General features: G+C 43.7%; 19 protein-coding genes. 10 read left to right on the forward strand and 9 right to left on the reverse strand.

All coding sequences use genetic code 11. The features are described 5' to 3' along the window. Positions 1-141: 141 nt before the first annotated feature. The 5 genes from rpmI to CXF69_RS09970 all read left to right on the forward strand — a co-directional run bounded on the left by rpmI (position 142) and on the right by CXF69_RS09970 (position 5,301). On the forward strand, positions 142-339 hold the full coding sequence (gene rpmI, locus CXF69_RS09950; protein ID WP_057761939.1) for a 50S ribosomal protein L35: 198 nt from the start codon (positions 142-144) through the stop codon (positions 337-339). Positions 340-458: 119 nt separating this feature from the next. Further along, positions 459-815: a 50S ribosomal protein L20 gene (gene rplT, locus CXF69_RS09955; RefSeq protein WP_011281252.1), complete on the forward strand. Its 357-nt coding sequence runs from the start codon at positions 459-461 to the stop codon at positions 813-815. Positions 816-1,142: 327 nt separating this feature from the next. Continuing rightward, positions 1,143-2,198 (forward strand): phenylalanine--tRNA ligase subunit alpha, encoded by a 1,056-nt coding sequence (pheS, locus tag CXF69_RS09960; protein WP_101204929.1) that lies wholly within the window; start codon positions 1,143-1,145, stop codon positions 2,196-2,198. Positions 2,199-2,386: 188 nt separating this feature from the next. Further along, the gene (gene pheT, locus CXF69_RS09965) at positions 2,387-4,786 is read left to right on the forward strand and encodes a phenylalanine--tRNA ligase subunit beta (protein ID WP_101204901.1); all 2,400 of its coding nucleotides are present in this window, start codon (positions 2,387-2,389) and stop codon (positions 4,784-4,786) included. A 215-nt stretch (positions 4,787-5,001) separates the two neighbouring features. Continuing rightward, the gene (locus CXF69_RS09970) at positions 5,002-5,301 is read left to right on the forward strand and encodes an integration host factor subunit alpha (protein ID WP_057761935.1); all 300 of its coding nucleotides are present in this window, start codon (positions 5,002-5,004) and stop codon (positions 5,299-5,301) included. Between the two features lie 246 nt (positions 5,302-5,547). On the opposite strand, the gene CXF69_RS09975 is transcribed toward CXF69_RS09970, so the two are convergent. Beyond that, entirely contained in the window at positions 5,548-5,907 is a 360-nt protein-coding gene (locus CXF69_RS09975; protein ID WP_101204902.1) for a hypothetical protein, read from the reverse strand. A 544-nt stretch (positions 5,908-6,451) separates the two neighbouring features. Between CXF69_RS09975 and CXF69_RS09980 the strand changes: the two genes are divergently transcribed. After that, positions 6,452-7,339: a KPN_02809 family neutral zinc metallopeptidase gene (locus CXF69_RS09980; protein ID WP_101204903.1), complete on the forward strand. Its 888-nt coding sequence runs from the start codon at positions 6,452-6,454 to the stop codon at positions 7,337-7,339. Between the two features lie 196 nt (positions 7,340-7,535). Here the strand turns inward: CXF69_RS09980 and CXF69_RS09985 are convergent, their stop codons facing one another. The 3 genes from CXF69_RS09985 to trxA form a co-directional block, all read right to left on the reverse strand. Next, a complete protein-coding gene (locus CXF69_RS09985; protein WP_101204904.1) occupies positions 7,536-7,763 on the reverse strand; it encodes a hypothetical protein in 228 nt (75 codons plus the stop codon). 319 nt (positions 7,764-8,082) lie between these two features. Next, positions 8,083-9,351, reverse strand: a complete 1,269-nt coding sequence (gene rho / locus CXF69_RS09990) for a transcription termination factor Rho (RefSeq protein WP_055125334.1) — start codon at positions 9,349-9,351, stop codon at positions 8,083-8,085. A 525-nt stretch (positions 9,352-9,876) separates the two neighbouring features. Continuing rightward, positions 9,877-10,203, reverse strand: a complete 327-nt coding sequence (trxA, locus tag CXF69_RS09995) for a thioredoxin (protein ID WP_057761928.1) — start codon at positions 10,201-10,203, stop codon at positions 9,877-9,879. A 480-nt stretch (positions 10,204-10,683) separates the two neighbouring features. On the opposite strand from trxA, the gene CXF69_RS10000 reads away from it, so the two are divergent. Both CXF69_RS10000 and CXF69_RS10005 read left to right on the forward strand, forming a co-directional pair. After that, positions 10,684-11,397, forward strand: a complete 714-nt coding sequence (locus CXF69_RS10000) for an RluA family pseudouridine synthase (protein WP_101204905.1) — start codon at positions 10,684-10,686, stop codon at positions 11,395-11,397. A 217-nt stretch (positions 11,398-11,614) separates the two neighbouring features. Further along, positions 11,615-13,117 carry a flavin-containing monooxygenase gene (locus CXF69_RS10005; RefSeq protein ID WP_404944620.1) on the forward strand — a complete coding sequence of 501 codons (1,503 nt, stop codon included), beginning with the start codon at positions 11,615-11,617 and terminating at the stop codon, positions 13,115-13,117. A gap of 11 nt (positions 13,118-13,128) precedes the next feature. Here the strand turns inward: CXF69_RS10005 and CXF69_RS10010 are convergent, their stop codons facing one another. Beyond that, positions 13,129-14,076 carry an NAD(P)-dependent oxidoreductase gene (locus CXF69_RS10010; protein ID WP_102078164.1) on the reverse strand — a complete coding sequence of 316 codons (948 nt, stop codon included), beginning with the start codon at positions 14,074-14,076 and terminating at the stop codon, positions 13,129-13,131. A 454-nt stretch (positions 14,077-14,530) separates the two neighbouring features. Here CXF69_RS10010 and rapA point away from each other — a divergent pair, with 454 nt between their 5' ends. After that, positions 14,531-17,419: an RNA polymerase-associated protein RapA gene (gene rapA, locus CXF69_RS10015; protein WP_180952618.1), complete on the forward strand. Its 2,889-nt coding sequence runs from the start codon at positions 14,531-14,533 to the stop codon at positions 17,417-17,419. A gap of 360 nt (positions 17,420-17,779) precedes the next feature. Then, entirely contained in the window at positions 17,780-18,682 is a 903-nt protein-coding gene (locus tag CXF69_RS10020; RefSeq protein WP_057761915.1) for an acyl-CoA thioesterase, read from the forward strand. 88 nt (positions 18,683-18,770) lie between these two features. Here the strand turns inward: CXF69_RS10020 and mutY are convergent, their stop codons facing one another. From mutY to CXF69_RS10040, 4 genes are all read right to left on the reverse strand, one after another. Next, positions 18,771-20,018 carry an A/G-specific adenine glycosylase gene (gene mutY / locus CXF69_RS10025; protein ID WP_102078163.1) on the reverse strand — a complete coding sequence of 416 codons (1,248 nt, stop codon included), beginning with the start codon at positions 20,016-20,018 and terminating at the stop codon, positions 18,771-18,773. 141 nt (positions 20,019-20,159) lie between these two features. Beyond that, entirely contained in the window at positions 20,160-21,089 is a 930-nt protein-coding gene (locus CXF69_RS10030; protein ID WP_102078162.1) for a GIY-YIG nuclease family protein, read from the reverse strand. A 23-nt stretch (positions 21,090-21,112) separates the two neighbouring features. Next, entirely contained in the window at positions 21,113-22,069 is a 957-nt protein-coding gene (gene ylqF / locus CXF69_RS10035; protein ID WP_102078161.1) for a ribosome biogenesis GTPase YlqF, read from the reverse strand. A 125-nt stretch (positions 22,070-22,194) separates the two neighbouring features. After that, positions 22,195-25,398, reverse strand: coding sequence for a DUF2339 domain-containing protein (locus CXF69_RS10040; RefSeq protein ID WP_102078160.1), 3,204 nt, complete (start codon positions 25,396-25,398; stop codon positions 22,195-22,197). Between the last annotated feature and the right edge of the window lie 102 nt (positions 25,399-25,500).

Raw genomic sequence — 25,500 nt, forward strand, 5'->3', positions numbered from 1 at the left:
CTTGGCAAAACAAGGCACTATCTGCTAAAATAGCGCCTCCCACCTCGAGGCAAATAGAGGTTTAGTGGTTATTTATATAACGATTATTCAGCATGACTATTTGACGACCAGGTTCTAAAACAGAAAAAGAGGCAAATCATCATGAAAGTTAAGATGAAAACCAGAAGCGGCGCAGCTAAACGCTTCAAAAAAACAGCGAATGGCTTCAAGCGTAAGCAAGCATTCAAAAGCCATATTTTGACCAAGAAATCAGCTAAGCGTATTCGCCAATTGCGTGGTCTTAAGTTGGTGCACAAGTCTGACGAAGCAGCAGTTCGTCGTATGTGCCCATACATTTAATAGCCTACCGTCATCTATCTTTGATTGAAAATATTTGACTTTGCAATCTGACAATGATGTTTATTATTTAACGGCATCATCACTCGCTTAACAGTGATTAAAAAATCTTGGAGTAAATTATGGCCCGTGTAAAACGTGGTGTACAGGCAAATCGCCGTCACAAAAAAATCTTAAAGCGCGCAAAAGGCTACTACGGTGCCCGTTCACGTGTTTACCGCGTAGCGGTACAGGCAGTGACCAAAGCTGGTCAATATGCTTATCGTGACCGTCGCAACAAGAAACGTACTTTCCGTCGTCTTTGGATCGCACGTATCAATGCTGGTGCACGCTTAAACGGCTTAAGCTATAGCCGCTTCATCAATGGCATGAAAAAAGCAAACATCGCAATCGATCGTCGCGTCCTAGCAGACATCGCTATGCATGATGCAGCGACTTTCACAGCATTGGTCGAAAAAGCAAAAGCGGAATTGGCCTAAATATTAACCGTCCTTTAGGTATGATGCTTTTAAATAATTATTTATAAGCAATTGTCTAAATGGATAGGACTAATATTGATTAATAGTATGATATTAATAAAAGCTACCGCTGGTCGGTGGCTTTTTTTATATTAAATTATTTTAAGCGTGCTCTATATTGAACTTTGTCTAGCAAAAATACGCTTATCATCGTCTAAATATTCAAGCCATTCTTATAACCAGCCTTTATATTAATCTTTTATATAAACATAACTGGATAAATGGTTTGCAATATTTGGTCAAATCCCTACAATTAATAGTCCGTTCAAATCAGGAATAATGCGTCTTATGACTAACCCTGCTGCCACCAACGACTTGTCGGCGCTACCGACCTTGTCTTCAGAGCTTAATGAGCTTAACGAAGCTCAGCTTACCGAATTTGCGAGTGCTGCTGAAGCTCTAATCTTACAAGTAACTGATGCGCGTACACTGCAAGATTTGCGTGTGCAATTGACTGGTAAAAAGAGTCCGTTAACGGGCTGGTCAAAGCAGATGGGCAAGCTCGATGCTGATGATAAAAAAACTTATGGCGGCTGGTTGCATCAAGTGCGTAGTCGCATTCAGCAAGCACTGACAGACCAGCAGCAGCAACTAGAAGTCGCAGCGCTCAATGCCAAGTTGGAGGCCGAGAGCATTGATATTACCTTGCCTGCTCGCGGTGGTCAAAAAGGTCATCTGCATCCAGTAACCATGATTACTCAGCGTATGCAGCAGTACTTTATTCAAGCGGGCTTCAATGTCGCAACTGGCCCCGAAGTCGAGAGCGACTACTATAATTTTGAAGCGTTAAATATCCCGTCGCACCATCCTGCGCGCGCGATGCATGACACCTTTTATTTTGATGCGCATTATCTATTGCGTACGCATACCAGTCCTGTCCAGATTCGTACCATGGAAAAAAATGAGCCGCCGATTCGCATCATTTGCCCAGGTCGTGTTTATCGTAACGACTCAGATCAAACACATTCGCCGATGTTCCATCAGCTAGAAGGCCTTATGGTCACTGAGTCGAGCACTTTTGCTGAGCTAAAAGGTTTAATCAGTGAGTTTCTAGAAGCGTTTTTTGCCAAAGAGCTGACCGTACGTTTCCGTCCGTCGTTTTTCCCATTCACTGAGCCGTCTGCAGAAGTGGATATCTTAGATGACAATGGCAAGTGGCTTGAAGTAATGGGCTGCGGCATGGTGCATCCACAAGTATTGACTAATTGCGGTATCGATAGCGACAAATACACTGGCTTTGCTTTTGGTATGGGTATCGAACGCTTTGCGATGCTGTATTACGGTATTGATGACTTGCGCTTGTTTTTCCAAAATGACGTGCGCTTCTTAAAGCAATTTGGCTAGAGTTTTTTTTATAGCTATATAGTCAGTTCAAGATAATTTAGATCCAAGGAAAGTGAGTGAAAGTGCTACAAATCGTAGACTGAGCGAGCCTGACGCTGTATCTAATTTATATAGGATTGACTATAGCAAATGAATTCGCCAAGCTTTACTCCAACATCTTTATTATAAAATTCTGATCCGAGATATTTATGAAAATTAGCGAACAGTGGCTACGTCAGTGGGTAAACCCTACAAATACTAGCGAACAGTTAGCCGAACAGTTGACTATGGCAGGTCTTGAGATTGATGATCGCTATGCAGTTGCCCGTGCTTTTAGCGGTGTGGTTGTCGGTGAAGTCATCAGCGTTGAGCAGCATCCTGATGCAGATAAATTACGTGTTACTCAGGTAAATATCGGTGACGCTGAGCCATTACAAATTGTCTGCGGCGCGCCTAACGTGACCGTCGGTATGAAAGCACCGGTTGCTACCGTTGGTGCGGTATTGCCAAGCGATGATAAGAAAGGGTTTAAAATCAAAAAGAGTAAGCTACGCGGTGTGGCCTCAAATGGCATGCTATGTGGCGCTTCTGAAATTGATTTAGTCGATGATATAGATGGCTTGCTTGAGTTGCCTAAAGATGCACCAGTTGGTACAGATATTCGTGAATATCTAGGTTTAGATAATCAAATATTGGATATCTCAATCACCCCAAACCGTGGTGATTGCTTTAGCGTACGTGGTATCGCTCGTGAAATATCTGTCATCAACGATTTATCTGTACAAATGCCAGAAATCTCGGCCAATACTGCTGGCACTGCTGCAACGCCGGCTGTGACAGTTGATGCAAAGGAAGCGTGCCCTCGCTATCTGTTGCAGTCGATTCACAATATTGACCGTAGCATCGATACTCCAAAATGGATGCAAGATGCGCTGGTACAATCAGGACTACGTTCACACAACTTCTTGGTCGATGTGACCAACTATGTGTTGATGGAGTTGGGTCAACCGCTACATGCGTTTGACGCAGACACGATCGAAGGTGATATCGTGGTACGTTTGGCACAGCCTGATGAAACCATTACTTTGCTAAATGAGCAAACCGTTACCTTGACCGGTGATGAGCTTGTGATTGCTGATGATAAAGGTGCCTTGGCACTGGCTGGTATTATGGGTGGTCAGCGTAGCAGTGTCACTGATAGCACTACCAATATCGTTGTAGAAAGTGCTTTCTTTAATCAGCTAGCTATCGCTGCGCGCGCACGCCGTTTCGGGCTACATACGGATGCATCACAGCGTTTTGAGCGTGGCGTCGACTTTGAATTACCAGCATTGGCGTTGGCACGAGCTTGTGATTTAATCACCAGTATTACTGGCGGGGAAGCAGGTCAAATAGTCACGGCCGAAAACCTTGAGCATTTGCCAGCACGTGCACCGATTACATTGCCAATCGCGAAAGTGCGTGATGTCATTGGGATTGATATTGAACCAACTGAGATGGTACGTATCTTGACCCAACTGGGTTTTGACGTAGAGCAGCAGAGCGATTCACTAGTTTGCAAGCCGCCATCTTACCGTTTTGATATGAGTATCCGCGAGGATTTAATCGAAGAGATTGCTCGTATCTATGGCTATGACAATATTCCAAGCGTCCTGCCACATTTACAAGTAAGTATGGATTATGATGATACTGCGGATTTGACCCATGAGATGAAGCTCGCATTGGTCGACAACGGCTATATGGAAGCGATTAGCTTTAGCTTTAGTGATGCAAAACTAGAAGCATTGCTTGATGACGAAGCGCTAGGGGAGGTGTTGGCACTGGCAAACCCTATCTCTAGTGATTTAGCCGTTATGCGTCGTACTTTGCTATCGAGCCTATTGCCTTGCGTGCAATATAATTTAAATCGTCAGCAGCCGCGCGTACGTTTCTTCGAGACAGGTCTTAGCTTTGTTGGACAAAGTATTAGTGACTTAGTGCAAACGCCAAGTATTGCGTTGGTGGCAGTTGGTGATATATGGAGCGAACAAGCGTATCAGAACCGCGCCTTAGATTTTTATGATCTAAAGCATGATATTGAGCAGCTATTGCCAGCACAAATCGATAGCGCACGTATCCGCTACGAGCGTAGTACGCTGAGCTTCCTGCATCCAGGACAAAGCGCTGAGTTATATATCGATGATGTATATGTTGGTTGGTTGGGTCAGTTGCACCCAAATACTGCTAAGCAGTTAGATCTGCCGACTACCTGGGTCGCTCAATTGTCACTGGCACCGCTATTGACGACTGCACGTGAGCAGCATGCTATCACTACACCAAGCAAGTTCCCACAAGTACGCCGTGATATTGCTATCTTAGTAGACAGTGACATCAGTTTGCAGACACTAGAGACAACGGTGCGAACTGCGGCAGGTGATTTGTTGACTGATCTTTGGTTATTTGATGTCTATCAAGGTGACAAAGTACCAGAAGGTCAGCGCTCACTAGCGTTTGCACTAATATGGCAAGACAGTACGCAAACGTTGTCTGACGAAGCCGTCAAGACTGCCACAGATAAAGTGGTACAAGCGCTAACTGACCAGCATTCTGTACAGCTGCGCGACAGCTAACATTTAGTAAGTATTATACCCAATGCTCTGTAGTCTTTTTACCATGAGGCTACGGAGCATTGCTATTCATAGAATAAGTTAAGTGGTTATTAATAAAGGATTTTAATGAAGACTTTGTTAAAAAACAGTCAAAAAACCTTTATAATAGCTAGCCTTAACCCTCATACCGCTAAACCATGATATTCGACATCACGACATAGCATAGGAGTCGTACTGTGAGCACCTTAACCAAATCTGACATGATTGAGCATTTGATGAGTCACCTAAACCTAACACGCCAAGAAGGCCGCTGTCTGGTGGAGAACTTTTTTGATGAGCTGTCAGAGAGTTTGATTGATGGCAAAGAGGTCAAGCTTTCAGGCTTTGGCAACTTTGAGCTTAAAGATAAAAACAGCCGTCCAGGCCGTAACCCGAAAACAGGGGAGCCTGTTGCAGTATCCGCACGCCGTGTGGTTACTTTCAAAACAGGGCAGAAATTTCGTCAGAAGGTTGACGAGCGTTTGTTTGATAGCTAATACCTAGTTTGGCACTGCGCTGAACGATAGTGTGTCTGTTTTATCGTGAGTTTATAAGAATGCTAGTGCGTATTTGCACTTAGTTATTTTTGCGTACATCTATATATTTCGATATTGCAGCACGCATCGCATATTAGGGTTATCTATAAAGTAGAAACCTACTAAAATCATAAATGATAGACATAAAAAAAGAGAGCATAGGCTCTCTTTTTTTTACTACAGTTTATCTATTGTATGAACAATAAATTACTGAGCTTCTTCAACTACTACTTCGTCAGAAGCTTCAACAGCAGCAGTATCAGTTTCGCTAGCTACGTCTACGCTAGTGGTGTCGCCGTCTACAGGAACTTCAGCGTCCATTTCGTCAGTAGCAGTTGCTTCTTGAGCATCAGCGATGTCAGCTTCAGCGTCAGCAACAGCAGCGTCAGCATCAGCAGGGATAGCTTCACCGTCAGCAGCGCCTTCAGCTAGCTCTTCTTGTGCGTCTTGCACTTCTTCTTGCGCGTCAGATAAATCTTCAGCAGCGTTTTCTTTGCTGCTATCACAGGCAGTAAGGCCCATAGTTGCAGTCATGATACCAGCTAGAGCAAGTAATTTAAGTTTCATATGGTTTTCTCCGGAAAAATGAAATGAGCAGTAGCAGCAACAAAGGTCGAAATCCGAGATTTCTCAGAATTCAACTAGTCTTAGTCGCAGCTACTCAGCTTCCACGCATTCTATAGGTTTTCTAAGTAAATAGAAATAGCCTGTACAATTAAGTAACAATAAAATTTAAAATAATATTTTACTTTGGCTATCCGATATACTTTTTAATACAAGAGGCTAGATTAATCGACGTATAATCAATGACATCAGAGGGATTAAGACCTCTTTTGGTTCTCATTTTTTGTCTCGAATTGTTGATATTAGCCCCGTTTTTATGGGTAAGAATTGAATTAAATAGTCCGATTATGGTCCTATATTACATAAATCCTAGTTAAGTTAGCAATTTTATAGGTTTCTACTTGCTTTTAGGATAGTAGACTAGGTCATAGCGTGAGTTAACTGGTCAAATAACATATAACATAAGTAAAGATTAATAGAAGTAGTGGCTAATAGAGATAGTAGTTAATAGAAATAGTGAATCAATCTATATTTGAGGAATAGAATTATGAAATGGCAAGGTAGACGAGGTAGCTCTAATGTGCGCTCTAGCACAGGTGGCGGTAAGATGATCGGCGGTGGTATTGGGGGTATCATTATCGCTGGTATTTTATGGTTGGTATTTGGCGTAAACCCAATGACCGCATTACAGACAGGTCAAGCGGTTACAGGTGGTAGTAGTGAATCATCTACTGAGCTGGCAACCAGCACAGACCGAGACACGCAGTTTGTGAAAGTTGTACTAGCAGATACAGAAGAAGTCTGGCATCAAATCTTTAATGAAGCTGGTAGTACTTATCAAGAACCGTCATTGATTTTGTTTAATGGTCAGGTCAGCTCAGCATGTGGTAGTGCTAGCTCTGCAACCGGTCCATTTTATTGTCCAGGGGATCAGACTGTTTATTTGGATACGTCATTCTTTGTAGAGATGCGTCAGAATCTTGGTATTTCAGGCGATCAGCAAGGCTCTGGTGGTGAAGAGAACCAAGGCAAGGCTGGCGATTTCGCACAGGCCTACGTGATAGCGCATGAGGTCGGTCATCATGTTCAGACGCTACTGGGCATTAGCCAACAGGTCAATGAAGCTCGTCAGCAAGTGACCCAAGCACAGTCCAATAAGCTATCAGTATTGCAAGAGTTGCAAGCGGATTGTTTTGCTGGTGTATGGGCACAGCGCAATCAAGAGCGTGTACAGTTTTTAGAAGCTGGAGATCTTGATGAAGCGGTGAATGCAGCTAGTCAAATTGGTGATGATCGTCTAGCGAAAGCGAGTGGTGGTGCAGTAGTGCCCGATAACTTTACTCATGGTACCAGTCAACAACGTGTCGAATGGTTCACCCGTGGTCTAGAAAGCGGTAATGTACAATCTTGCGATACGTTCAGCGGTGCACTTTAATGGCCATATGTATTAATAACTGTGTATTTGACTAATGATGTATTTCTAATAATAATGTTTTTGATTATAAGTCTAGCGCATGGACTTATAATCAAAATTAAGACATAAAAAAGTCTGCAACGAATTGCAGGCTTTTTTATCATCTTTTATCTGATATTACTCAATCAATTGTCAAATAATATCAGCGTAGAAAGATTTAGTTGTTGTCAAGAACATAACCACCAGCACCGCCAATCGCTGCACCAGCCAATGCGCCACGAGCGATATCTTTGCTGTCGCCTTTGCTTCTAATAAGAGCACCAGCTGCTGCGCCAGCGGTAGCACCTTTAGCTGTATTGCTCATACCGCTATAAGAGTTACAACCAGTCATGATTAGGGCTGAGCTAGTAATTGCAGTCATTGCGATCGTTTTAGCAAATTTCATATTATCACCTATTAAGTCATCAAGTTTAAAATACAATACCTTCAAAATACTGTGTCCATGATATTTTCAAGTATATTCCTACTGTCTGTCATAATAGTCGGTTACTAATAATATAGTCGTAGTAAAAGCGCTAAACTTTGCAAACGAGATGTAAGCGATGTTGCCGTACTGTATCATCACCAATAGCTGTAAACGACAGAAGGAATTACATTTTAATGGGTTTAACTATTAATATTTTGATGCTGTCATAAAAAAGACTACCTATAGGTAGTCTTAATTTCAAATCAAAGCTGAATATGTTTAACAAGTTAACTAAGAATTAGTTTTGTGATTTACGCTTCATTTGCTCAAAGAATTCATCATTGGTTTTCGCTTCTTTTAGGCGATCCAATAAGAACTCAGTGGCTTGTACGCCATCCATCGGTTGAAGCAGTTTGCGTAAAATCCATACTTTACGCAGCTTGTCTTCGTCCAATAGACGCTCTTCGCGGCGTGTACCAGATTTTTTGATATTAATCGCAGGGAATACACGTTTTTCAGCCAAGTCACGCTCAAGCGTAATCTCTTGGTTACCCGTTCCCTTAAACTCTTCAAAAATGACGCTATCCATCTTACTGCCAGTATCAATCAATGCACTGGCAATAATGGTCAAACTACCACCTTCTTCCACGTTACGCGCAGCACCAAAGAAACGTTTTGGACGTTCTAGAGCATTGGCATCCAGACCACCGGTCAATACTTTACCTGACGACGGAATGACCGTGTTATAAGCACGTGCTAGACGCGTAATTGAATCAAGTAAAATCACCACGTCTTGCTTATGTTCAACCAAACGCTTGGCTTTTTCGATGACCATTTCAGCCACTTGTACGTGACGCTGTGGCGGCTCATCAAAAGTAGAAGCAACCACTTCACCGCGTACTGTACGCACCATCTCGGTGACTTCTTCTGGACGTTCATCAATCAATAATACGATTAAATAGCATTCAGGATTATTACGAGTGATTGATTGTGCGATGGTCTGTAGCAACATCGTTTTACCCGCTTTTGGCGGTGCAACGATGATAGAACGCTGACCTTTACCAATCGGAGCGATTAGATCGATGATACGACCAGTCAAATCTTCAGTGGTTCCGTTACCAAGCTCAAGTTTTAAATGCTCAGTTGGGAATAGGGGTGTCAGGTTCTCAAAGATAAGCTTATGACGTGAGCGATCTGGCGTATCAAAGTTAATCTCGCCGACTTTCAATAATGCAAAATAACGCTCAGAATCTTTTGGTGGACGAATCGTACCAGCGATACTGTCACCAGTTTTTAGACTGAAACGGCGAATTTGGCTAGGGCTGACATAAATATCATCAGGACCGGCTAAATATGAGCCTTCTGATGAGCGCAAAAATCCAAAACCATCAGGAAGAACCTCAAGTACGCCGTCACCATAAATGGCTTCACCGTTACGCGCATGGGTTTTTAAAATAGCAAAGATAATGTCCTGTTTACGGCTACGAGCCATATTATCAAGACCCATTTCTTTGGCGATAGCCAATAGCTCAGCGATTGATTTTTTCTTTAATTCAGTAAGATTCATAGATAGGTCATTAGCAATTGATCAGATGAGAGATGCCATTAGCAGCACAAGTCACGACAGTGATTAAAATAACGGTAATATGATGATATGGGTGTGTGCACAGCGCTGTAGTTTATGTAGTTTTGGTTTTATATGTCTGCTTATGTACGCATTGCCATCATTGGAGGCAAGGTAATAAGAAATAAGGATAAAAAAGGCTACATAAGAGTCTGCGTCAAAAACTCAATATCAGTAATTGCGTTTAGTCATTTTGTTCAGCAATGGTGTTTATAATGACGATTGTGTTTTTGTTGATAAACACGAGGAGAATAGCGACAAGATACTTAGGAAAACAGTTGGTTTTCTCTTGTCAGCAGACTATACGGTCTTCACAATAGCGTTGTCAATAAATTTTGCCAAAAAAGTCACATTATCGAGTTTTTTGCACAAAAAACAAGCAAAAAAGCCACTATCTTAGTCAGATAATGGCTTTCTCGGTTATTCTATTTTACCCGCTCAAGGTAACCTAGAGCGAGCAAATGTAACTTATAAATGCTTGTCTAATACTTTAGCCAATTCAGCTTTTGGCTGTAGGCCCATTACTGAATCAACTTTTTCGCCATCTTTGAATACAAATAGCGTTGGGATGTTACGAATACCGAAACGGCTAGCCGCTTGTGGGTTGTTGTCTACGTCTACTTTAACGATTTTAACTTTACCTTGGTACTCAGTCGCTAGATCTTCTAAAATAGGAGCAATGGCTTTACAAGGACCACACCATGGCGCCCAGAAGTCTACTAGTACAGGTACGTCTGATTGTAGAACGTCTTGATCAAAGTCTGTGTCGGTAGTATGTACAATAAGGTCTGACATAATTTTATCTCTCTTGTTTTATTACTTCTATCACCACTCATCAACATATATATTGGTTTAATAATAAATCAGTTGGTGGTCAAAGAATTGTTTAGAAGGGGTGAAAATGTGCCATTATATTAACATGTTTGCCCTAATTTGACAGATACAGGCTGGTTAAATTGTTTAACAACTAGTATTAGCACAATAAATCGAAACGGTGCAGCACAAGAGTGTCTAATCTGTTATTTAATACGATTATCCTTATCAAAGTATGTATCTCAGCAAGGTAGAAGTCTTATGTTTACCTCGTTTATATAGTAGCTAGTGATTAGTAGCTAGCGATATTAATGACATTAAAAATCAGTCAAAGTTTTGCCCTTTTGTCCATATAACCGTTGCTCATAAAGTGGCTATCGTGCCAAATATAGCTATCATGTCCAAAAGATTAACCACCAAAAATCCTTATCTTAAAACCAATTTACATAAGTAGTTAAATTTATGCCTTTTACCGATGAAGAAGTTAATGCCCTCAATGCCCAAGAAGGCGCTTATCCGCTTGAGTTTTTCAAAAAATTTGCGCAAGAAATTACGGTTTATGAAGACGATGACATTTGGGTGGTTGATAAACCTGCAGGCCTATTAAGCGTCGATGGTAAAACACTCAAAGTCAGTCTGCTTGCTCGTCTTGAGCGCGCCAATCCAGCTGTCAAATTGATTCATCGTTTAGATATGGACACCTCGGGACTGCTTATTTTTGCAAAAAACGCAGCAGCGCAAACCAATATCAGTAAGCAATTCATCGAGCGTCTACCGCAAAAGAAATACCAAGCACGTGTTTTTGGTGAATGGGAGCAGGTCGGCGCAACTGGTGAGATATCAGTGCCAGTGCGCTATGAGCCAAGTACCAAACCGCGCCATATCGTCGACCACGACTGGTCAAAGCATGCGCTGACGTTATATGAAGTTGTGGCTCACGAAACCTGTAATGGCGAGGCAGTCACTCGGGTCATGCTAAAGCCAGTCACGGGCCGTAGTCATCAGCTACGCGTACATATGGTGCATGTCGACCATGTGATGATTGGCGATCCGATTTATGCTGAAGGTGCTGCACTAGAGATAGCCCCGAGGCTCAACTTACATGCACAGCAATTGCGTTTAAAGCATCCGGTACTGGGTGCTTGGATGGATTGGGAAAGTCCCTGCCCATTTTAAATCGTTAGATTTTACCGCTTGCGGTTAATAGATGCGATAAATGGCTCTAAAGCCAGCTATAAAATGCCAGTCATGCAAACACAAGGATGAAAGTATGCTTGATATCACCACTACCAAACAGGCCATCAAAAACCGCCTTAAAGGTAGAAGTTCAAAGACGGGTAAGGTAGCCGACTATGAAGTATTGATCATCGGTGCGGGTATTGCAGGTATTGGCATGGCTTGCCGTTTACAGCAACAGCAGCATAAAGGCTTATTCGGTCATAAAGCCCCAAAAAAGCAAAAGCAGGCAAAACCGACTAATAAGCAAAAACCTCCACAGCGCTTTGCTATCTTAGAAAAGCGTGCTGATTTGGGTGGTACATGGGATTTATTTACCTATCCTGGGATTCGCTCTGACTCTGACGCCCTGACCTTTGGCTATAATTTTAGGCCATGGCTTGATTATAGAATGCTTGCAGCAGGCGATGATATCAAGCGCTATATCGCCGATACGGCACACGAGTTTGGGGTGACCAAACATATCCATTATCAGCATGAAGTTCAGCAGATATCATGGTCTAGTGAGGATCAACAGTGGTCAGCGACCATCAAAAACCATGCAAGCGGTGAGATGTTTGTTAAGACTGCCAAGTTTATCGTAGGTGCCACTGGCTATTATGACTATGAGCAAGGCTATCGCCCTCACTTTGAGGGAGAAGAGAATTTCCACGGTCAAATCGTCCATCCACAGCACTGGAATAATCTAGACTATAATGATAAAAAAGTCGTCGTTATTGGTAGCGGTGCCACAGCGATGACGTTGCTACCTGCGCTAGTAGATAAAGACAGTAATCAGTGTGCACGTCATGTCACGATGCTACAGCGTACGCCGACCTATGTGGCGAGCGTGCCGGGTGATGACCATGCTATGGACTGGCTATCAGGCAAGTTTTCACCATTATCAAAAGAGCAGGCTTATACGGCACTACGCGCGCGCAACGTGTTACGGCAACAAGGCCTGTACAAAGTTGCGACTCATGCACCCAAGGTGATGAAAGCAGTCTTAAAAAATGGAGTAAAAAAAGAGTTAAAGGGTAGCGGCGTTGATAGCAACCATTTTATGCCTGACTATAATCCGTGGGATCAACGAGTATGCGCGGTACCTGACGGTGATTTATTCAAGGCCTTGCAGGACAAACGTGCAACAGTGGTAACCGATCAAATCAGCCACTTTACTGAGACAGGAGTTATGCTGCAATCTGGCCAGCATCTCGACGCTGATATCATCGTTACTGCGACTGGCTTAAAGCTACAGATGTTGGGCGGGGCTGTGGTATATATCGATGGTCAAGCTGTCGATATTGGCACGCGTATGACCTACAAAGCGGTCATGATAGAAGGCATACCTAATCTGGCAGCACTGTTTGGCTATACCAATGCTTCGTGGACACTAAAAATCGATTTGGCTTGTCAATATGTAGTGAGGCTGTTGGGGTATATGCATAAAAACCATTATCAAGTCGCCATGCCACAAGCACAGACTGACGATATGACAGCCTGTGCTCAAGCAGATACCGTGATGGGTTCGCTATCGTCTGGTTATGTCAGACGCGGCAAAGACGAGCTACCTAAGCAAGGCGATCGCTATCCTTGGTTCGTGACCAACAACTATTTAAGCGATCGAATCATGCTTAAGTATCGTAAGGTAAAAGACGACTGGTTACGGTTCAGTCGTTAGTATCTTGGTAATTATTGATGATGGTTGTCGATGAAATCGGCCACTTGCTTGCTTAACATCTGCCACAAGGTCTCTTGAGCGCTTTTGCTGCCCCATGCATTATGCGGACTAAAGATAACACGCGGATGGTCGCTGATATTGAGCAAAGGGTCATTATCGGCGATCGGTTCTTGTTCAAACACATCGCTAGCATAGCCGATGATTTGCTCATTATTAACCGCGTCAGTTAATGCCTGGCTATCAACGATGCCGCCACGGGCGACGTTGACAATGAGCGGTTGTTTAACCATTTTTGCCAGAGTATCTTTATTAATAAGATGCTCAGTTTGTTCGTTCAATGGGCAGTGCAGACTGATCACATCCGCACGCGCCAGCACTTCATCAAACGCGGTATAGTCGTCGCTGCGTGGTTCACGTCCTTGGTGCTCTGCCCACAGTACGGTCATACCAAAGGCACGAGCAATCTCGGTCACGCGCTTGCCGATAGTGCCAATACCGATAATACCTAATGTCTTATCTTCCAAATCAATCAGCGGAATATCCAGCAGGCAAAAATTACCGTTTGCCAGCCACGTGCCATCAGCGACTTTCTGATGATAATGAATACCAGCACGCATCGCTGTCAGCATGAGCATAAATGTGTGTTCGGGAACGCTTTTGACCGCATAACCAGCGACATTGAACAGCGCAACATCGTGCTTATCGCAAGCGGCTTGATCGACGTTGTTCATGCCAGTGGCAGTCAGTTGGATCAGCTTAAGTTTCGGTAATTGCTTTATCACCTCAGCACCAATTTGTACTTTATTGGTGATAATAATATCGGCGTCTTTGCAGCGCTCAATGATGACAGCCGTGTCTTTTGGCGTGTCGTTATAAGTGATGTAATCGCTCACACCTATTGGCGCTGGCAGGTCAATACCATCAGAAAACGTACCTTTATCTAAAAAAACGGCTTGCATGGCTAGTCCTTACTTATTGTTGTCTTATAGATAATTAGCGAATAAATGGCTATCGCATGATTTCTTATCGGCTTAATGTAGCACGTTGATATTTTTAGTCAAAAACGAATTGGCCAAATATCGATTGAATAGATATAAGCTGCTGTTGAAATAGGATAATCTGTATTATTTAACAATCGTATATTGGTCTGACATAGTATCGATTAAATAGCTGATAAAATCATAGCTATCGCAAGCTGCCTCTTGAAAAGTCAACTTAACGCACTCATCTACCCGCTAACGTTATATAATGGTTGGGCTGAACGATTGGCTTGATTGGTGTTGTGGCACTTCTTCTATGTCTTTTTGACATTTTATGATGTGAACAACCTTATTTAGCTATTGTTAGCCGCCATTGCTGTTTTCTAAGCTATCTATCTAAATTTCATTATCTGAGTACAAAAGACATCGCCTTATGACTATCTCTATTGCTTCATTGCACAGTACTGAATTCGCCGTTGGTCAACGTTATTTATCTGATACGGAGTCTGAGCTTGGCTTAGGTGTGGTCATCGATGTTGACGATCGGTGTGTGCATATTTTATTTCCGCAAAGTGAAGAGACACGCGTCTACGCAAAAAACTCTGCGCCATTATCGCGCGTGGTGTTTAAAGTAGGCGATAGCATCTACGATCAAGATGGAAAAAGCTATACGGTCAATGCCGTTGATGAAGTGATGGGCGTACTTAAATATGGCGTCGATGAGCACGAGCGCGGCATCATGGAAACCCGCCTTGCTGCCAATATCACATTGGCCAAGCCGCTTGAACGCTTGCTTGCTGGCCGTATTGAGCGCGGTGACTGGTATGAGCTGCGTCAAGACATCTTGCGCATGCAGTCAGCGCTAGCAGGCCACCCACTAAAAGGCCTAATGGGTGCACGTGTCGATATCATCGAGCATCAGCTATATATCGCACATGAAGTCGGTAAGCGTATCGCGCCGCGTGTATTATTGGCTGATGAAGTTGGCCTTGGTAAGACCATCGAAGCGGGCATGATTATTCATCAGCAGTTGCTAACGGGCAAAGCTGAGCGTGTGTTGATTTTGGTACCAGATAGTTTGCAGTATCAATGGATGATTGAGCTGCGTCGCCGCTTTAACCTAAACTTTGCCTTGTTTGATCTAGTGCGTACTGCGGCTATTAAAGAACACGATCCTGAACAAAACGTCTTTGCCACTGAGCAATGTATCATTGGTGGTATGGATCTATTGCTTGATCACCCAGACTTATATGACCAAGCGATGGATGCAGGGTTTGATTTATTGGTTGTTGATGAAGCGCATCATCTGCATTGGGATGAAGCACAGGGCGGCAATGATAAGTATGACTTGATTGCAGATTTCGCCGAAGAAACGCCAGGCGTGATGCTGTTGACAGCAACGCCAGAGCAGCTCGGTGCGCAAAGCCACTTTGCCCGTCTGCGTCTGCTTGATCCAGATCGTTTTGATGATTTAGATGAGTTTATCGATGGTCAAGAAGCTTTTGCAGAGACAGCAGCAGTTGCTGGTGTCTTAATAGAAGAAAAGCCATTGAATGAAGGTCAAATCGCTGCCTTAAGTAGCTTATTAGATATTAGTATTGAAGAACTATCTTCAATCAATGAAGATGAAAAACTAAGAACTCATGCACTAAATGAGCTATTAGATCGTCATGGTACAGGTCGTATTTTGTTCCGTAATACTCGTGAGAGCGTCAAAGGGTTCTATGGCCGTAGTAGCCAACCATATCCACTGCCACTTCCTGAGGCATGGAAAGACAGCTATCAAACCAATGGTAAGTTGCGTGAGCAGCTATGGGGCGAAGAAAACCAACCAGACGGTGGCTGGCTAGAAGATGATCCACGCGTTTCTTGGTTGATTGATATCTTACGCGGTGAGCTTAAGCATCAAAAAGTGCTATTAATCGCTCGTAGTGGGGCGACGGTAGAGAGTTTAGAAGCGGTATTGCGTCTGCATGCAGGTATCAAAACAGCTATCTTTACTGAGCAAATGACTTTGCTTGAGCGTGACCAAGCAGCTGCATTCTTTGCAGATAGCGAAGGCGCGCAGATACTACTATGTTCAGAGATTGGTTCAGAAGGTCGTAACTTCCAGTTTGCAAGCCAGTTAATACTATGGGATTTGCCTGCTAATCCAGATACGTTAGAGCAGCGTATCGGCCGTCTAGATCGTATCGGTCAGACGCAGCAAATTATGCTACATGTACCTTACGTACAAGGTACAGCGCAAGAGCGTCTGTATCAGTGGTATAACGATGCGCTGAACATGTTCAATCAGATATCGCCAACCGCACAAAGCGTACAAGAGCAATATATTCAAGAGCTTAAGCCAATGCTTGAGGGTGCTGATACTTCTGAGAACAATGTCATCTTGCAAGACATTATTGACGAGGCGCTACAGACACGTTTGGGACTAGAAGCACAGCTACAAGCTGGTCGTGATCGTCTGTTAGAGTACAACTCATGTCGTCCGCGTGTCGCAGGTCGTATCGCCGATGCTATGCGTGACTTCGATGGTAATAATTTGCTGCCGCACTTTATTGAGCGTTTCTTTGCCTCTGCCAATATCGATCACAACATTCAACGTGATGGCTCGTGGGTGATCGCACCTATCGATAGCACCGAGATCAGTGACTATATTGATGGTTTGCCACTTGGTGATGAAGACGGTATGACGTTGACCTTCGAGCGTGAGCAAGCGCTTCAGCGTGAAGATATCGAATTCATCACTCATGAGCATCCATTGATGCGGGCAATTTATGAGCTAGCGAGCACCAGCACCTTTGGTAATACGACAGTTGCCATGCTAAAAAGTGCCGCGGTTCCGCAAGGTATGGTACTGCTAGAGGTGAATTTCCGTGTTGAAGCAATCGCGCCAAAAGTGCTCAATCTGCCAGCGACTTTGTCCACGCAAAATATCCGTGTCTTTATCAGTGAGCAAGGCAGTGATTTATCGGCTCGTATCAGTGCTGAGATGATTATGCCGCACGTTGAGCGATTGGATAAAAACCGTGCTCGCCAAGTCATTAAAGTACGCGGCGATGTGATTGAGCAGCGTTATTACGAAGCTGAAGACATTGCTCGTCAGCAGATCGCTGAGATTGGTGAGCAAGCAAGTAGCCGCTTTAGCCAGCAGTGGTCACGTGAAATCAAGCGTCTAAAACATCTACAGACGATCAATCCAAACGTACGTCCTGAAGAGATTGAGCGTTTAGAGCAGCTTAAAGCTCAAGGTGAGCAAGCACTTGGTAACTTATCGCTAGTGCCGGATTCTATTCGCGTACTCGTAGCAGTTAAGCCATAAACATCGGCGTATTTGTCAAAAACGAGGTGTTATTATACATCTCGTTTTTTTATGGTTGAGATTGCTTGCTTTGATCTTTAGTTGAGATTTGTCTGGCAAAAACAGATAAGCAATACTTATGAGTAAGCCGACAGCAACTAGTCAAAGCCACCAATATTGGGTAAGATGTTTACCTTTTCTATAGAAAATAAATATTCGGTGATAACATCGCTAACGATGTCTGTATGTTTATTTTAAGGTCTCCTTCGACAGATCTTAACAAGTGATCTCGCATTATTTTACATTCAAATATGATGGCTATATGGCATCAATATCATCAGATGCTGAGCGTTTTTGATAAAAATAAGGAAACATATCGTCATGTCCGACAATCTACAACTGATTGATGAGCTGCTGGCTACTATCGCGCTTATTGAAGTTACCCCTGATGTGTTTGAGGGTAAAAGCCATGACTATGTGGGCAGTCGTATATTTGGTGGGCAAGTGCTCGCTCAAGCGATTATGGCAGCGGCGCATACATTAGATAAAGACAAACCTTGTCACTCACTGCATGGATATTTTTTGCGTGGTGGCGATATCAACCAACCAGTGATATACCAAGTCCGTCGATTGCGTGATGGTCGTAGCTTGTCTGCACGTGAAGTCACGGCTATCCAGTACAAAGAAGTACGTGGTAAGCCGCCTGTTGAGCAAGTGATATTTTCAATGATTGCTTCGTTCTCACCGATGGAAGATGGGCTTGAGTATCAAGAAGACATGCCTGTCTATCCACCGCCAGAAGACTTGCTAACAGAGCAAGATTTAAAAGAAGAGAATGTCGGAAAAGTGCCAGAAGCACTAAAGGCAAGATTTATGCGCCGCCGTCATGTCGAGATTAAGCCAGTGAAGCCGCGTAATCCGATTAGCCCAGAACCTATGAAACCCAAGCAAGCAAACTGGCTACGCATTCGTGAGTTAGGCAATCAGCCAGTGGCTATTCAGCAGGCACTATTGGCATTTTCGTCAGACTTTTATTTGGTTGGCACAGGGCTGATGTCTCATGGTGTTAGCTTTATGACCAGTGGTCTGCAAGCTGCCAGTATCGATCACTCGATGCATTTCCATCGCGATTTTGATTTGAATAAATGGATGCTGTATGACATGTGGAGCGATACCACGTCTAATGCGAAAGGCTTGAATCATGGCCAGTTTTGGCAAGATGGCAAACTGGTCGCTACCGTGCAACAAGAAGGACTCATGCGCTTGCGTGTGCCAAAGTCTTAGAGTGCTGTAGGCTCAGCTGCCTTTAGATTGTCATTATAAAAAAGCGACTCGTTATTAATAATGAGTCGCTTTTTTTTATTCCAACTTTTTACTCTAAGATCTTAACCATCGCGCGAGGTAGCCCTAGGCTGTCCTGCGCTTTTTGTTCGGTTAGCCATTTAAAGTCAATTTCAGCCGCTGCTAATTTTTGATTTAGTTCAGTTACCTGCGTCGCGTCAATCGTCAATTTACGCGGGGTCAAATACCAGTGAAAATGCGTCAGCGAATGCTTGATAGGGGCATCATCGAGCAAGGTATTGCTAACTGATTTTGTGACCAGTTCATTTTTTATGAGCCATTCATTAATGATTTGCTCAGCGGTAGTAAATTCTGCTTCGTATATTTTTTCATTACTACGTACGTCATTTGGCATATTCGATAGTTTGTCATCGTTAGCTTCTACTTTCTTCGCAGTGCTACCACTCGTTTTACCATCAATTCTCTCTACAAACTGTAATGGCAAGCTCCATAATCCACCCCAAATGCCATTATCAGGGCGTTGTAGCCACAATATCTCACCGTCTATATTTTCTATCAGTAACGCATCACTAAACTTACTCGGTTTGGGCTGTTTTTTCGCTTTGACAGGATAATCAGTCTCGCGCCCCTCAGCATGTGCCAAGCAATCTTCTTGTAGCGGGCATAATAGGCAAGCAGGTTTGCTACGGGTACATAATGTCGCGCCCATATCCATCATGGCTTGTGCGAACAGTCCTGAGTTCTCTGTCGGTGTTAAACGCTCCGCTAATGCCCATAACTCTTTCGTCGTAGCAGACTTAGTGATGTCACCATCGATGGCGGCCCAGCGCGTCAATACCCGTTTGACATTGCCATCACAGATGACGCCATAACGGTGTAATCCCATCGCCATAATTGCGCCTGCGGTCGATGGCCCAACACCAGAAATCGCTTCCCATCCTGTGAGCGTCTGCGGAAAGTTACCAGTTTCATCGATTACTTCGACCAACTGCTTGGCACCTTTATGCAAATTACGCGCACGCGCATAATAGCCAAGCCCTGCCCAATGCTCTGCTACGGTATCCCACTCTGCTGCTGCCAAATCTTGCACGGTCGGAAACGATGCCATAAAACGTGCAAAGTAGGGCAGTACAGTGGTCACCTGCGTTTGCTGAAGCATCACTTCAGATAACCAAACGATATAAGGATTTGGCGTATCGGTCTGGTGCTGTTGCCAAGGTAAGTCATGGCGACCATTTTCGGCAAACCAATCGAGTAGGCGCGGGGCAAAGGAGTTAAGAGCAGTAGATGACTGAGAAAACTGAGTAGGCAAGAGCATTCCTTGTAAGTTGAACAGGGATATATAGAGTTTGGAGTTGGCAGGAAAAAAGGTAAATAGATAAAACTATTTACCAATATATGAGGCTTAATTGTTTATAAATAAAGGGGATAGATAGTATCGCTATAGAGAAGTAAGAGTTTATCGATAGACACTGTCTAAAGTCTCACCCGATTCATTTTTCCACTCAATCCATCCGTTGGTCGAACGTCCTGATACTAGAGCACTAGCTCCACTGGGTGTTTTAAATAAATGGTTTTCAGTGAGTTTATAACTTTTATCGTTTACGGCTACGAGTTTGCCGCTACTGAGCAGACTCTCTTTTAATTTAGTCACAAATGGCGGAGCTGATGATGTCTGTGTTTGTCGTATGAGAGAGCCTGCTAATATTACGAAGCCATCGTCGTCATAGTACCCTTTAGCATCACCATCTTTTACCTTATAGTAAAACAAGGATGGAATAGGTTTCGATGGAGCTTCATCGATTATTTGAGCAATGGTGGAATCAGTCGATTTGCTTTTATAAGTCTCGTGGCTATAAAGGCTATTATGAATAGCCAAGGATTCGAAAATAGGCTGTCCCAAGGTGGATAGTAAAACGTCAAGGGTGTGGAATAATTCCTCGCAATCAGCCTTTAATGGGTCAGGTGTATGCGGTTTATTACCATTATTTCCATTTTTTAGTTCGTAACGACCCACCTCAATGGCCGTTGCGATAGCTTTATGTTCCATATATAGCGCATGGGTTTGCGTCATAGAGTTATTAGTTGAGAGCATGACAAAAGCCCGTGTCCAGAACTCTTTGTCATCGTGTTGGTTAAGACGTCTTTTAAGATCACCAGTTTGTCCAACATAAAGTAACGGCCTCTCTACGCTATCGGTATCACCAATCAAAAAATACAAACCAACTTGATTGGCATCGGGCATCGCAAAAAAATCGTCAATGTGGATACGGGGGATTTCAATCAATCTTACTGTGCGCGTAGTCATCTCTGCCAAACGCAATCCACGAGGGTTACCTTTTGGCAGATAAATTTGAATGGTTTTAGCCGATGGTATTAATGGATTCATAGTAGCTTATATTATTGGTGAATCTACTTCCGATTCTTCCGTGTCTTTAGACGACGTAAGCGTTTTTCTTCTTCTTTAGCCTTCTTCTTCTCTTCAGCAGCGAGTCGTTGTTCAGCGACGACAATTTCTTCCGCTTCAGTCATTGCTGGTGTTTCTAGCGTGATGCGACCAATCTTCGCGCTACGCAATTCGTTAATGAGAATCTCAGACATACGATAAGTATCGACTTGGTTGCCCGCGCGTACACAGCCGCGATTACGTCCAGCCACTTCAAAAAACTCCCAATCAGTCTTTGGCAGCTTTTCAATTTTATAGCGGGTTTTTAGCAGCTCAGGATAGGCTTGCATTAGGTACTCAGCGGTATAGCTTGCCACATCAGCGAAGTCAAAAGCCGTATCACGAATACCGCCTGTCGCTGCTAAACGATAGCCTGAGTTTTCGTTTTCGACTTTTGGCCATAGCATACCGGGCGTGTCATAGAGCATGATGTCATCGTCTAGTTTAATCAGCTGCTGTGACTTGGTCACGGCCGGCTCGTCGCCTGTTTTCGCCACAGCGCGTCCTGCTAACGTATTGATCAGCGTTGATTTGCCAACGTTTGGAATACCCATAATCATCGCTTTGATTTGACGACCAGTCCCGACTTTATTGGGTACGAGATGCTTACAGATGGCGATGATGCGTTTTACATCATTGGCTTTTTCAGTATCACAAGCAATGGCTTTGACACCATCTTGCTGCTCGAGATAATCCATCCATGCTTGAGTCAACTCAGGATCGGCAAGGTCAGCTTTGTTCAGGATTTTGATAACAGGTTTTTCGCCGCGCAGTGCTGCGACCATTGGGTTTTCACTACTATATGGAATACGCGCATCGATGACCTCGATGACCAAATCCATCTGCGGCATGACTTCTTTGATTTCGTTACGGGCTTTGTTCATATGCCCAGGGAACCACTGAATACTTGCTCTCTTATCCATCTGCTTTCATAACCTTTTATAAAAAATGCTAAAAGTAAAACAATCAACGTTTACTTTCTAATGGTGTCCAGTTTACTACAGAACCACCTTGTTCACGGCACAATTTCACCCAACCAGCTTTGTCATTACGCTTGATTGTGGTTTTCTGTTTCCTCGTGCGCTGGTGGTAATGGGGCAAGGTAACCAATTAATAGTATTAAGCTGCCTGCGCCAAGGAAGGATATCACTCGCCAAATTGCCTCAGTCTGTGACAAATCGACCAAGACCAGCTTGAGGACGACGATACCTAATAATCCAATACCCATAAACCAAAGCGCGCGTTGCCAGTAGCGGCTGGCAAGGATAGTGGCGACCAAGGCTAAGAGCGTCCATAAAATCGTAAGTCCTGTTTGTACTTGCTCGCTCTGCCATGCGCCGCCTTGATAGTCATTCCAAAGTGGCGTGCCAATAAAGGCATGTAGCGTTCTGACCAACATGCTAGAGATCAACCAAAAACTGATCAGTCCCAATATAATTAGCAAATTCTCAGTGGTGAATACGCGCTTAGATTTGGCAGCTACACTCGAATCGATAACGGTTTCATTGTGGCGACGTTGGCTGATGTAATACAGACTAAAACCAACCGATAGCGTCAGCCACGATGTGATGTCATATAGGTTGAACAATGGAAAATAAGATAGGCCCCAAATCACACCGTCATAAGACCAATTGGTAAGAACAACCCACAGTAAAGCAATGGGAGCAAAAATGGCAGCGCATCCTAATAGTGCCTGTTGCCAATTAAACCAATATAGCAGACCTTGTTTTGACGTTTTGTTAGTTGATGTACTTTTTTTATTTTGACTGAGATAACGAAGATTTAACCATAACCCAAATAATATGAGTGTCGCTGAAAACAAGAAAGCCATCACGCCATCAGAGTCTGGTAGGCCGTAATGCGCCGCGGCAGTAATGAGTAAGATACCCGTACCTAGCCAGCTTGCAGCAGTATAACGTGAGGTATTGTTATTATCAGACAATGTATCAGACCATGTTTTTAGCCATAGCTGACCCATGACCAACCAACCGATTATTAAGCCTACAAACACCAACCACTCTGCTGTTGCCCATGTTAAATTTCGCTCAAACTTTTGGGGCAGTTGCAGTATTAGCATGAAGTAGAATAAGGTTAGTAATCCATGACTAAGCTGTCTAATTTCTGCCCACGGACGATAGCGATTGATGACCCAATAAGTGATCAAGCTGATGAGTGCTGCCAGTGCAATTACCATCGTGCTTGATTGCCAGATATCAAACCAATGATGTAAATCAAGCATTAGTACTTGTAGCATCCAAGCCATCGCGGTCAATGTCAAAAATTTGATGAATCTAGGGCTGTGCCAAACGAATTTGAATACGCGGCTCTGACTATTGATGGAGGTCAGCCATTGCTGTGCAGCTTGCGTACTGACACCTAGCGCATGGGCATAGCTAGTTAATGGATCTGATGTACCGTCTAGTGTTTGCAATTGTATGACCGAGGATGTGGTAGCGCCTTTATTGTTAAAGTTATCACGTGTGTCTAACGTATTAATCAGCGCAGCAGGGGAGTTGCTAGCGTGTAATATAAAGACGGTCGCTAGATAACTAAGCGCTGAAATACTAAAGGCCAAAACGGGATAGTCTTCGATAGAGAATATCGCTGTCGTCACTAGCATACCAATACTGACGAGCTGTAATAGCAAGCCAAATAACACCGACCACGATCGCAACGAGCGTCGTCCAAACCATACTAGCGCCAATCCTTGTACTGACCAGCCAAAAGCAATCCATTCAGCATCTAGTGCCAACGGAATAACGAGCGCAAAAAATCCTAATCCTAGCGCCAGCATGCCTTCGGTGATTAAAGCATAGCGTCTACTACGCTGGATGAACAGCCAACCCATCCCAAGATAAACCGCAGCCAAAATGGCACTGGTAATCGTGAGGGCGTTAGCGATGTCGTTTAGTAAGGCAGAAAATAAACCAAAAGCCATTAGTGGTACTGAAAACAGTAAACCCGTATCAATGGGGAATACATAGGCGCTGCCTACATGGGCTTTGTCCAAGTGTTTTGTGTCATCTGTATTATCAGCATGACTGAGGTCTTTTTCGTTTAGCGCATTATAGGTGATGATTTGCTGTGCATAACGAATGACGACAAACAAGTAAAGCAGCCAGTGTAAGGTTACTAATGCCACCAATGCCCAGCGCTGCGTTTCAATGACGGCGCTCAGGTTTTCGCTGATACCCCAATAGTATGCCAAGCCAAATGTCACAGTCACACCGAATAGATTCAATATTTTCCATGGTCGATAATGAGCAATCACGGCAATTGTGACATTTAACAGTAGATAGTAGCTGAATAAGGTGACCAAGCTGCCAGTATCTTCACTGGTCAGAATCGGTGCGAAAAACCCACCAGATAATGCCAGTAATGCCAATGGGAAGGCGTTTTGACGTACGGCGAGCGCAATAGTGACGGCAGACAATAACCCAAGCCCGATAAAGCTTGGGATACTAGGAATGATTTCATAAACACTGTAAGCAAAAAAGGTGCTTAGATAAGCAATTGCTAAGCCTGCGCCTTGTAGCGTAATCCCATATGAAAAGCGTTTTGCCGTTAGCTTTAATCCAAGCGCTGCCAATGCTAACCCTGTAACGCCGACTGCTATCAGCTTTGTGGTAATTGAAATCTCGATATATTCGCTCAATAAGCGAAGCAGGAGCACCACACCTACCAATAGCACCAATACGCCGACTCGCACGACCAAATTGCCACCGAAAAACCAGTTTTTGATTGAGTGAATCAGAGAGGTCACAATAGGCAATGAGCGTTCATCTGGCTCAATCGGTGCGGTAGGCTCTGTGTTTTCCGTATTTATCGAGGCATTATTGTCTATAGATTTATCGTCATAGATGTTTGATGCTGCATGTATGGTCGAGTTTGAAGCAACGGTAGGAAGCGGTGGTGGTGATACAGGCAGCTGATTATCTGAAGAAGAGTGTTGTGAGTCAAAAGCTATTTCTTTAGCATCATGGTCTTTAGCGTCACTGTCTTTAGGAACATTGCCTTTAAGATGAGGATCGTTAGTAGCAGTGTTGCGTGCATAATCATTTTTATCGACGAAAGGTGCAGACGGAGGCGTCATACTACGATGTCTTTGTTGCTCAAGCTCAGCTTGCAGCGTCGTTACATCGCGGCGTAGATGCTCGATTTTTCGAGTTATCCTAGTATATAACGCGACCACCACGATCAATAAAATCGTAAAAGCCAGCCAGCCCAACTGGGTCACTATTAGATACAACATCTTCGTCACTCAATCCAGTTTATAGTAAAGTGATAATGACGTGATTTGATAAGAAGCACAAGACTACTCTGATTACTGGGCTAAAAGACAAATGCTAGAATG

Source organism: Psychrobacter sp. Choline-02u-9, from assembly GCF_002836505.1.
Taxonomy (GTDB): Bacteria; Pseudomonadota; Gammaproteobacteria; order Pseudomonadales; family Moraxellaceae; genus Psychrobacter.

What these genes read in the sequence shown, in the direction of transcription:
- CXF69_RS09980 (WP_101204903.1), top strand. Translation starts at nt 6,452, where the DNA reads ATGAAATGGCAAGGTAGACGAGGTAGCTCTAATGTGCGCTCTAGCACA.
- CXF69_RS10030 (WP_102078162.1), bottom strand. Translation starts at nt 21,089, where the DNA reads ATGAATCCATTAATACCATCGGCTAAAACCATTCAAATTTATCTGCCA.
- rho (WP_055125334.1), bottom strand. Translation starts at nt 9,351, where the DNA reads ATGAATCTTACTGAATTAAAGAAAAAATCAATCGCTGAGCTATTGGCT.
- mutY (WP_102078163.1), bottom strand. Translation starts at nt 20,018, where the DNA reads ATGCTCTTGCCTACTCAGTTTTCTCAGTCATCTACTGCTCTTAACTCC.
- rapA (WP_180952618.1), top strand. Translation starts at nt 14,531, where the DNA reads ATGACTATCTCTATTGCTTCATTGCACAGTACTGAATTCGCCGTTGGT.
- pheT (WP_101204901.1), top strand. Translation starts at nt 2,387, where the DNA reads ATGAAAATTAGCGAACAGTGGCTACGTCAGTGGGTAAACCCTACAAAT.
- ylqF (WP_102078161.1), bottom strand. Translation starts at nt 22,069, where the DNA reads ATGGATAAGAGAGCAAGTATTCAGTGGTTCCCTGGGCATATGAACAAA.
- trxA (WP_057761928.1), bottom strand. Translation starts at nt 10,203, where the DNA reads ATGTCAGACCTTATTGTACATACTACCGACACAGACTTTGATCAAGAC.
- CXF69_RS10000 (WP_101204905.1), top strand. Translation starts at nt 10,684, where the DNA reads ATGCCTTTTACCGATGAAGAAGTTAATGCCCTCAATGCCCAAGAAGGC.
- CXF69_RS10020 (WP_057761915.1), top strand. Translation starts at nt 17,780, where the DNA reads ATGTCCGACAATCTACAACTGATTGATGAGCTGCTGGCTACTATCGCG.
- rpmI (WP_057761939.1), top strand. Translation starts at nt 142, where the DNA reads ATGAAAGTTAAGATGAAAACCAGAAGCGGCGCAGCTAAACGCTTCAAA.
- pheS (WP_101204929.1), top strand. Translation starts at nt 1,143, where the DNA reads ATGACTAACCCTGCTGCCACCAACGACTTGTCGGCGCTACCGACCTTG.
- CXF69_RS10005 (WP_404944620.1), top strand. Translation starts at nt 11,615, where the DNA reads ATGGCTTGCCGTTTACAGCAACAGCAGCATAAAGGCTTATTCGGTCAT.
- CXF69_RS09985 (WP_101204904.1), bottom strand. Translation starts at nt 7,763, where the DNA reads ATGAAATTTGCTAAAACGATCGCAATGACTGCAATTACTAGCTCAGCC.
- CXF69_RS09975 (WP_101204902.1), bottom strand. Translation starts at nt 5,907, where the DNA reads ATGAAACTTAAATTACTTGCTCTAGCTGGTATCATGACTGCAACTATG.
- CXF69_RS10010 (WP_102078164.1), bottom strand. Translation starts at nt 14,076, where the DNA reads ATGCAAGCCGTTTTTTTAGATAAAGGTACGTTTTCTGATGGTATTGAC.
- rplT (WP_011281252.1), top strand. Translation starts at nt 459, where the DNA reads ATGGCCCGTGTAAAACGTGGTGTACAGGCAAATCGCCGTCACAAAAAA.
- CXF69_RS10040 (WP_102078160.1), bottom strand. Translation starts at nt 25,398, where the DNA reads ATGTTGTATCTAATAGTGACCCAGTTGGGCTGGCTGGCTTTTACGATT.